Source organism: Bacillus sp. FSL K6-2944 (assembly GCF_038005385.1).
In the GTDB taxonomy this organism is placed as follows: Bacteria; Bacillota; Bacilli; order Bacillales; family Bacillaceae_G; genus Bacillus_A; species Bacillus_A cereus.
Genome location: NZ_JBBOTE010000017.1, coordinates 1 through 7,259, shown reverse-complemented (window position 1 = coordinate 7,259; position 7,259 = coordinate 1). Strand labels below are relative to the sequence as shown.

The following is a 7,259-nucleotide window of genomic DNA, read 5'->3' as shown; positions in this document are numbered from 1 at the left end:
TGATCGGCTTGGCGAAAGATAAATCCCTGCCGAAAAAAGTTAGGCAAGGACAAGAAAATAAGGTTATAAAAACATAATTATGTTTTTATAACCTTATTTTCTTGAAGGTGGAGATTTTCTGAAGCAAAGCGAAGGAAAATACTACCTGTTCCTTGCGGAACTTTTAACAATATATATAGAGTGAGAAGAGAGAGAGTCTTAAAAGTCGAAAAAAGCATTGATACTACTAGGTTTTTCATCTTTTTCAAGTGTGGCGTTTTTGCCACACTTCCGTGGCGTTTTTGCCACACTTGAAAAAGAGAAAAAAAAAGAATTGACTAATGTCAACTCTTAAATAATTTATTAGGTAATTGTTTTAATATAGACATTTTCATAGCTTTAAAAAAAATCACTTGTAAATGTTCAGGAACATTATCTTTATCACCTGCAAAAATAATATGCGGATTTACAAACAAAGAATAAGATTTTGCGTTACTTCCTTCAATACCACTTTCAGCTTTTGCTAATATTCCTTTTTTGACTAAGGCATTAACCAATTTACTAGTTCTATCCCTTGGTCTTTCTAATTCTTTAGCAAGATCTGAAATATTCATAGGTACAACATTTTTAGATTTAACATCTAAAACAATAGAATTACTATAAAAAGAAATATACGGTGTAATATCTATTAAAAATCCTTTTTCACTCAAAGTTAAATATCCTTGCTTACTTAAGAATTTCATGTTTTCTTGCATGAATTGAGCAAACCTCACTTTCGATTGAGGACTTTTTTTAGTACCTATGTAAAGTTCTTTACCAGTAGCTTTAGCCATAATTTCCATGGCTTGTTCTAATTCATTCTTTGAAACATTATTATATTCTTGTTGAAACATATTTTGTTCTAATTCAAAATCTCTTTTTCTAGCATTTTTTTCAGCTTCTACAAAATTAACAATCTTTTCACTCATTTTTCCACTCCTTATTTGTAGAAGGAGTTCATTCAATATGATAGAATAAACACTTAGAAGATATTACTCTAATAAAGAATAACTCCTTTCTATGTAGTAATAAAAAACTCCCTTAAGTTTCTGACGCTTGTGAGGGGGTTTTTTATTTTTCCAAAAGATTCTATCTCTGATTATAACATGGAAATATCATCTAAAAATAATAGAAAAACATCCCAAATATTAGATTTTCATTCCAATTAAAATGCTTATTTGTCTCTATCCATATCTTTAAAAACGCCGTTGACTTGTTTTATCTTTTACAAATGTAAACGCACAGATAAATGCCCAGAGGCCCATTCCACCCATGATAACTGCCATCACAAGCCAACCCCACTCAAATGTTTGCGACACTTTTCCATATAACTTTGCTAAGCCCAATACTTCCCATAATCCATATTTCATCCCTGTTACAAGAAGAACTGCAATCAAAGCATACAACAGAACTTGTACAACAGATACACATACTTCTTCAATCTTCTTTGTCTTAATCCTTATATTTTGTACTTCACTTGTTTTTTGCTCTATCTGATGTACTTTGTGATAAAAATCAGTAACAAGTTTATCTGTCTTTTTCTCAAAACTTTCCCCTACGCTCTTATTCATTTGCTGAAAATAGTGATTCAGCGTTTCCCTCAGATTATCTCTCAAGGCTTGGTCCGCTTCTTTCAATTGCTCGACTTTGTTGTTCAAGTTCTCGTTGTTTTTTCTGTTCATTTTGCTGACGGAGAGTATTTGCTCGCTCACGAGCTTGTTGTTCTTCTCGATACTTTCTGCTAATTGGTCGATACGTTGCGCAATCAGTTCGTTCTGATGTTCTATCTCCGACATTCTCACTCGATAATTGATTTGTTCGCTTGTGCTCATTTCCGTTGATAGATTGTGTTCTTGTTTTACCTTCTCCAATTTGTCGCTCAAAGCCACATTCCATCCCTCCTATTTCATAGTCATACCCTAACTTACTGCCTCGCACCCATTTTAAAGCCTCAGGATGCTTGTAAGAGATTGTTTCTCCTCTTAATCTAGTTTCAATACCTAGATGATCTAAAAACGCTGTAAGACCCTTTATATCGCTCGTACGAGTTTTCGCTATATCAACCGCTTGTCGTATTTCGTCTTTCCATGATGTTTTTCCTTTTTCTAACAATGACTTCTCCGCTGCCGTATACCGTACTGATGCTTGTTTTTCTACCACAACTGACAATCCTCGTGCCTGACAAATTCTATCATTCTCACTTTTTATCAAGTCTCGTTGTTTATTATTACTGTGATACTTTTTACCCGTTTCCATGTTAACGGAATTGATTACGATGTGATTATGAATGTGTTCTGTATCCGTATGCGTATAAATCACAACCTGATAATCTTTTGCAATAGATCGAGCTAACTCCAAGCCAATGCTATTGGCTTCCTCTGGTGTAATCTCTCCAGGTTTAAAGGACTGAATAATGGTATGCGCCTGAACTCCCTTATCTTTTCCATACAACATTCTTAATTCCTTAAAATTTGATTTCGCATACTCCACATCACAATTATGACCACTTTTTTCTACTGCTCGTTTTTCCGCATAATTGATCGTTTTGCTTGCTGATTTTGTGTTTCCTAGTTTAGTTGTTGCCATAACTCGTTCACTTCTTTTCGTAATTGCTCGATATTGTAATTTAAACGTGGCCAATCTACATTCCCCTCTTTATGCGCATGACAATATTTTGCAATTTGATTCATATTATTTCCCATCTGACCCAAATTCCTCGCAATCATTTGACTCGTCTCCTTATCAAATTTCGGAGAAATTAAACGACTGCCTTGTGCCTTCTTCTTTACGAAGTTTGGCACACTCATTCGCAATGTTTCAGCTGACTGCTGTAATTTTGCAAATTCCTCATCGCTCACACGAAAACTAATTTGTTTGCGCTCTTTTCGGTTCGGCTTCTTCCGAAAATCGCTAGCAAACTTGTTATCTTGTTCACTCATCAAGTCCCATCCCTTCATTCCGTTTGCAACGGAAGCGTCAATCAAAATTGGTCGTAATGTCTCCAATTTCATCATTGCCGCAAGGGATTTGGCAAGCGTCGCATTTGCTAGCCACTTCGTGGCGCAAATACAGCTTGTCGGGGGGTTCCCCCAATCCCCCTTTTGTTTTTGCTCACGCAAAAAACGGCTTGCTTTCGCTAGCCATTAAAAACCTTGGACGTTGTCCAAACCTACTGGGGAACACTTCCCCAGACCCCATATAAAAAAACACCCCCAACCCCCTCACCTTTTGAGGGGGCTCCCTCGCCGGTAGGCAGGTTCAAACGGGAGCCGTTTGAAACCATCAAGAGGGTCTGGGTATTGTGCAATATGTCAACTCCTTAATGCTCACTTCGTTCCGCTTACCGTTGACATATACTTTATATTATTTATAAATCAAAAATTATACATATAATAAAAAATACTTTAACTATAAAATATATGCTTATTATACTAAAAATCGCTATAAAACTACCTCTTCTTTTACATTGTATTTCTTTAATTAATTTTATAGAAAAGAAAATAGCTAATATAATTATTAATACATAATCAATAATTTGAAATATACTCATTATTTTTTCATCCTCTTTCTTTATTTTTTATGCTCTTTTTTATTAAAAGTAATAGAACATATATTTTCTTTACACTGTCCTATAGGTATTATTTTTCTTTTTTTAGCTATATATTTATATATTCGATCACCTACCCCTAATAATATAGAAATATATAGGAAGGGAACAAAAAACCATAATAACGGTATTCTTAAACAAATTTGATAAATAGCATGAATTCCCTTATAAAATTTTTGTTTTTTGATATTTTCACAGTACATTTCAAGTTCTAATTTATCAACAAGAATATCCAGATCCTGAATATTTTCTTGTTGTCTAAAAGATTTGAATTTAATCATCTGAAATACATCCATATTACTCCATTTTTGGGTTATTGACGTACACATAGGACAAAATCCATCGTAGTATACTATAATGTAATTATTTTTTATAACTTCAAGTTGTTGAAAATAAGTTTTTTTTTTCTCTTTTTTATTGAATTTAAATAAAATTGATATACCTTTTTATATTCTGCATCTTTAATTAATAATAAATCTAAAGCAATCATAGCAATACCAAATTGCACTAACCCCATTAATAATGCAATACTGATATGAAATCCAATTGATCCTATTAATAATGGCCATTTTAAATATTTATTCCATATTAAAAATGGAAATGCAATTTGAGAGATTATAGCACTATATGCTCCAATTACCATTAAATAAGGATTATTATAAATAAAGTGAGCTATACTAGGAAGTGTATATTCCTCGACATGTAAAATATAATAAAGTGCTGTTCCATTAATCCACATATTTCCTTGTGCTTTAAATAATCCAGAAAAGAAATATAATATACATAGTTGAGCAATACATGCATAAACCGCAAAATTATGTATTATATTTAAATATTTATTTTTCTTTATTTTATTATGTTTAGATTTTACCGAAAAATATTCACTCACATTTGCAAACATTAAAAAGAATAAACAAATAGATAAAACATTATTCCCTCCATCTAATGTAAATGGATTCCTTTCATATAAAGACCAAATAAATATAAAATTTAAAATACCTGTAATTCTTGTTTGAAAACCTACTAAATATAAAATAGCTATCAATAAACCTAAAAAGAAAATTATATCAAAATATAATTCACTGTTTGAAAATTTATATAAGCTCCATACATTTTTAGAATCAATATTTAATATCTTTAGTGGTAAGATACCTTCAGGTCCCCAAATATAATTCCTTTGAAATAAATGAACTAAATAAGAATAAACTATATGAAAACCAAAACCAATTCTAAGTACACTAGCTCCAATTAAATAATGTTCAACCTCTAAATAATTTTTCAATTTGAACCATAAATTTTTAAACATATATTAATTTCCTCTCAATTAAATAAAATATTATGTTTTCGGTAAATCGAATACTTGTTTTGGTAAATTATATTCATAATTTTTTTCAGTTTCTTTCCCTTTTCCGTATTCTGGGAACACATTAACTACAATTTTCTTTTCTATATCTACAAATTTATAATTCGGATAAATTTCATTTAAAACTTTAGATGAAAAACGATTTAATATTATTAATTCTACTGATTTATTAGGTTCTATTTTTTCTAAATAATCTTTTTTCCCATCCATTTGATTTAAAAGTTCGGTTGTTATAGAAGATCTTGTACTATTAACCAACCTTATAGGAGTAAATCTATTATTATGAACTGCCATATTAAAAGGTGTAGTAGCATCTATCCAATTTGTTTGTTTGATTTCTCCATATTCATCTGTATAGTTACCTCGAATATAAAGCATATTATTTGCACTAACAGGATTCGGCGCAAATAATTTCCAATTTTGTGTAAATAATGGATTCATGTAATTTTGAATCTGCGAATTATATTGATTACTAATAGGGTTTAACGGAAAATTGTAAAATAATGTGATTGCAAAATGAAATATAAATATACATGTCATTAATACAATTAATAAAGACGAACTATATTTTCTTATCATAATTATCACCATTTCTATACAAACTCAAGGAGGTTAATTCTTATGAATCATAAGAATTAACCTCCTTGTATTGTTTTAATTTTAATATTATCTTCCAAAAGAAACCGATTCGATTTTTTGATCATTAGAAGAAACATAACAAGCATATTTACCTTTTCCAGCAGCTGAATAAATTGATTGAGCATTAGCTTTTTGAGCCTGTTTACCTAACCAATTTCCCGCTGCATCAACAGCTTTTCCAGTTAAATAACCTCCAACAGCCCATGCTAAATTGGCTGTTGAATATGAAATTTCTTCATCACTTTTAATATTTGAAGCCATTTCTTTTCCTTTAGAATAATCCACTGTTGAAGCAGATGCTAAAACTGAATTTCCTAAAAGTCCAATCCCAACTACACTAGCAATTACTAACTTCTTCAAAAAAACACCCCTTGATTAAATATAGAAAATTTCGAACTGTAAAAGAATAATATAAATCCTATAAAACTTCAAGAAAAAATAACCAATTTAGTTCAAATATGCAATATTACATATTTGAACTAAATGTATACTCTATACATCCCTAGTAGACATAACGTCCTATTATCGGTAGTAATAAAAAAGCACAAACCTTTGATGTAATTAGGTTTGTGCTTTTTTTCTTTTTATCTTGATATGCATGATTTTATACAATACCGAAACATCGCAGGTTTGGTCGTCCCAATCTTTTGACAATCCTCCCTACTTTTTGCATACAATCCTGCATATTATTTGTTCTTCTAAAATTTAATGTACAGTAATTAAATTTTAGATTTTTCCCAAACAAATAGATATTTAGGTATTAAATATAAAAAATTCATACCTATCTGTGCCGATACTAGATTTCCTATCACTTCCCACCAAACATTCTACGAAGCCATTGCCAAGTCTTATTTTTTTGTTCGCTACTCACCGCTATCTGTTTTTTTGTATCCTGTATCTCTCTTAGCGTTGTCATTAGCACTCGATCTCGTTCTTCTAAACGTTTATTTAAGTACTCGTTTTGTTGTTGAATTGTCTTCGTTAGTCCTTCGATTATGTCGCGTAATTCCTCTTTTGTTACGTAATCTTTATCGTGATTATTATCGGTAGTGATTGCTACATCTTTATCGTTTGATAACGATAATTTTTTGGTATTATCGTTATCACTATGCGATAAGTCATTAATTGAATCCATAGCTACTACTACTTTTGCAGCGCTATCCATCGACATTTTGTTTTTCTGTACTAGATCAACATACTGACGTAAAGTAACGACGTCTTTATCGAAGAAAGCTCTATGTCCACGATCGTTTTTTAGGAATATGTAACCGTGTGTTTCTAGTGTCTGACAGTACTTACGTAAAGTGCTTTCTTTCACTTCCAAAAGTAATGCAATGTCTTTTGGTACATATATACGCTTATTATCACTCTTATTACCGTTCATTATCGATCACCTCTATGATACTATATTCTATCATTAGTGCCACGTTCCTTGCAGTTCTATGTACTCCCTTTTTATTAGTCTTCCTTGTTTTTGGGTGAGAGAGCTGGCTGGGGGTTTGGGGGCTAGCCCCCAGGAACTTGACGTCACTTACAATCGTGTAAACATAAAATGATAGACGATTGTACAAGGTGGTTCGGCAGGTATACTTGTAAATCCAAGTCGTATAACCTAATTCCTCGTTTTTGGTC

9 protein-coding genes are annotated in these 7,259 nt (G+C 31.6%); all 9 read right to left on the bottom strand.

Annotated elements, in window-relative coordinates; translation table 11 throughout:
- Positions 1–323: 323 nt before the first annotated feature.
- Positions 324–947: a MarR family transcriptional regulator gene (locus tag MHH55_RS36090; protein WP_340882896.1), complete on the bottom strand. Its 624-nt coding sequence runs from the start codon at positions 945–947 to the stop codon at positions 324–326.
- A gap of 267 nt (positions 948–1,214) precedes the next feature.
- Positions 1,215–1,634 (bottom strand): hypothetical protein, encoded by a 420-nt coding sequence (locus MHH55_RS36085; RefSeq protein ID WP_340882895.1) that lies wholly within the window; start codon positions 1,632–1,634, stop codon positions 1,215–1,217.
- Positions 1,624–2,604 carry a relaxase/mobilization nuclease domain-containing protein gene (locus MHH55_RS36080; RefSeq protein ID WP_340882901.1) on the bottom strand — a complete coding sequence of 327 codons (981 nt, stop codon included), beginning with the start codon at positions 2,602–2,604 and terminating at the stop codon, positions 1,624–1,626. The genes MHH55_RS36085 and MHH55_RS36080 overlap by 11 nt, the downstream gene beginning before the upstream one ends.
- Positions 2,586–2,957, bottom strand: a complete 372-nt coding sequence (locus MHH55_RS36075) for a MobC family plasmid mobilization relaxosome protein (protein ID WP_340882900.1) — start codon at positions 2,955–2,957, stop codon at positions 2,586–2,588. The genes MHH55_RS36080 and MHH55_RS36075 overlap by 19 nt, the downstream gene beginning before the upstream one ends.
- 631 nt (positions 2,958–3,588) lie before the next feature.
- Positions 3,589–3,921: a DCC1-like thiol-disulfide oxidoreductase family protein gene (locus MHH55_RS36070; protein WP_340882894.1), complete on the bottom strand. Its 333-nt coding sequence runs from the start codon at positions 3,919–3,921 to the stop codon at positions 3,589–3,591.
- A gap of 74 nt (positions 3,922–3,995) precedes the next feature.
- Positions 3,996–4,931 (bottom strand): HTTM domain-containing protein, encoded by a 936-nt coding sequence (locus MHH55_RS36065; RefSeq protein WP_340882892.1) that lies wholly within the window; start codon positions 4,929–4,931, stop codon positions 3,996–3,998.
- A gap of 30 nt (positions 4,932–4,961) precedes the next feature.
- Entirely contained in the window at positions 4,962–5,528 is a 567-nt protein-coding gene (locus tag MHH55_RS36060; protein WP_340882898.1) for a DUF5819 family protein, read from the bottom strand.
- A 126-nt stretch (positions 5,529–5,654) separates the two neighbouring features.
- Positions 5,655–5,987 (bottom strand): hypothetical protein, encoded by a 333-nt coding sequence (locus tag MHH55_RS36055; protein ID WP_061656986.1) that lies wholly within the window; start codon positions 5,985–5,987, stop codon positions 5,655–5,657.
- A gap of 448 nt (positions 5,988–6,435) precedes the next feature.
- Positions 6,436–7,011 carry a DUF3967 domain-containing protein gene (locus MHH55_RS36050; protein WP_340882890.1) on the bottom strand — a complete coding sequence of 192 codons (576 nt, stop codon included), beginning with the start codon at positions 7,009–7,011 and terminating at the stop codon, positions 6,436–6,438.
- Positions 7,012–7,259: the final 248 nt, after the last annotated feature.

What these genes read in the sequence shown, in the direction of transcription:
- MHH55_RS36075 (WP_340882900.1), bottom strand. Translation starts at nt 2,957, where the DNA reads ATGAGTGAACAAGATAACAAGTTTGCTAGCGATTTTCGGAAGAAGCCG.
- MHH55_RS36070 (WP_340882894.1), bottom strand. Translation starts at nt 3,921, where the DNA reads ATGGATGTATTTCAGATGATTAAATTCAAATCTTTTAGACAACAAGAA.
- MHH55_RS36050 (WP_340882890.1), bottom strand. Translation starts at nt 7,011, where the DNA reads ATGAACGGTAATAAGAGTGATAATAAGCGTATATATGTACCAAAAGAC.
- MHH55_RS36065 (WP_340882892.1), bottom strand. Translation starts at nt 4,931, where the DNA reads ATGTTTAAAAATTTATGGTTCAAATTGAAAAATTATTTAGAGGTTGAA.
- MHH55_RS36060 (WP_340882898.1), bottom strand. Translation starts at nt 5,528, where the DNA reads ATGACATGTATATTTATATTTCATTTTGCAATCACATTATTTTACAAT.
- MHH55_RS36080 (WP_340882901.1), bottom strand. Translation starts at nt 2,604, where the DNA reads ATGGCAACAACTAAACTAGGAAACACAAAATCAGCAAGCAAAACGATC.
- MHH55_RS36090 (WP_340882896.1), bottom strand. Translation starts at nt 947, where the DNA reads ATGAGTGAAAAGATTGTTAATTTTGTAGAAGCTGAAAAAAATGCTAGA.